This is a genomic window from Bacillus sp. NPDC060175 (assembly GCF_042728695.1).
Classification (GTDB): domain Bacteria; phylum Bacillota; class Bacilli; order Bacillales; family Bacillaceae_G; genus Bacillus_A.
This window is the reverse complement of the sequence record NZ_JBHWYR010000197.1, coordinates 1-1,187: the sequence shown is the minus strand read 5'-3', so window position 1 is coordinate 1,187 and position 1,187 is coordinate 1. Positions and strand designations below refer to the sequence as shown.

Annotated in this window: 2 protein-coding genes; both read left to right on the top strand. The window is 27.0% G+C overall.

The annotated features are described in order from the left end of the window. Positions 1-41 precede the first annotated feature (41 nt). The gene (locus ACFWDE_RS30500; protein ID WP_377896397.1) at positions 42-920 is read left to right on the top strand and encodes a helix-turn-helix domain-containing protein; all 879 of its coding nucleotides are present in this window, start codon (positions 42-44) and stop codon (positions 918-920) included. A 140-nt stretch (positions 921-1,060) separates the two neighbouring features. Further along, a partial coding sequence (locus tag ACFWDE_RS30495) for an AbrB/MazE/SpoVT family DNA-binding domain-containing protein (protein WP_377896398.1) occupies positions 1,061-1,187 on the top strand: 127 nt, incomplete at its 3' end.

Sequence of the window (1,187 nt, the reverse complement as noted above, 5' to 3'; positions counted from 1 at the left end):
ATATTCTTATACTCATAAATTGTTACATTTGAGGGGGAGAAATGGAATTCTACAATCTCGGTATTATTATTAAAGAACTTAGAAAGAAAAAAAATATATCACAATCTGAATTTTGTCATGGAATATGTTCACAAAGTCAAATTAGTAAGATAGAAAAAGGTATTATTTATCCATCTAGCATATTGTTGTATCAATTATCTGAAAGACTTGGTGTTGATCCGAATTATATATTTGCGCTAACTCAAAACAAAAAATTTAAATATGTAGAAAACGTAAAATATGTAATAAGAGATTGTATAAAGCAAAAACAATATAAAGAACTTTATGAAATAGTGAAAAAAGAGAAAAACGAAAATAATTTCCAGTCAAAAGAAGATAAACAATTTCTAATATGGCATGAAGCGATAGCTATATTTAATGTAAAGGGATTAACCCAAAATGCTTTGGGCCTTTTAAATAAAGCATTAAAATTAACTTTAACTAATGTCAATTTTTTATCAGAAAAAGAAATAGATATCATGCATACAATGGCAGTAATCTATGCGGAAAATGGAGAATATGAAAAAAGTATAGGCATATTAAAGAAATGTTTAAGTAATTTTAATAGGATGGAATTCCCTGGAAATAAAGAAATTAAATTAAGAATTATTTATACCTTAACAAAATGTTTACATCTTACATATGAACATGTAGAAGCAATAAAGTACAGTGATATAGGTATCAAATTAGCCATTAATATGAATAGTTTATACTTATTAGGGGAACTAAATTTCGAAAAAGGTTCAAATTTATTAGAACTTCAGCAATCTAGTGAAGATGGTTTTAATTATATTAATAAGGCTTTATTTATTTTTGAACTAACAGAAAGAAAACAATACATCAAGATAATAAAGGATAAATATTTTAAAAACCAGAAATAAACAAGAGAAAGTTAAAACATGAACTATTCCTCATTGGAATTTCCTGCTAAAACAAGTGCTGTAATACGAACTATTCCTTATTGAGGTTTACTGTTAAACTAAGTGCTGTAATAGTAGATAAAAATAAAGGGTGGCATTTTATGAAATCAAGAGGGATTACTCGTAAAGCAGATAGCATGGGGCGTATTGTTATTCCAATGGAAATAAGACGGAGTTTAGGAATTGTAGAAAAAGATGCTCTAGAAATGTTTGTGGAAGAGGATCAGA

Bases quoted from the DNA above. Each gene is read 5' to 3' on its own strand.
- ACFWDE_RS30500 (WP_377896397.1), top strand. From the start codon at position 42: ATGGAATTCTACAATCTCGGTATTATTATTAAAGAACTTAGAAAGAAA.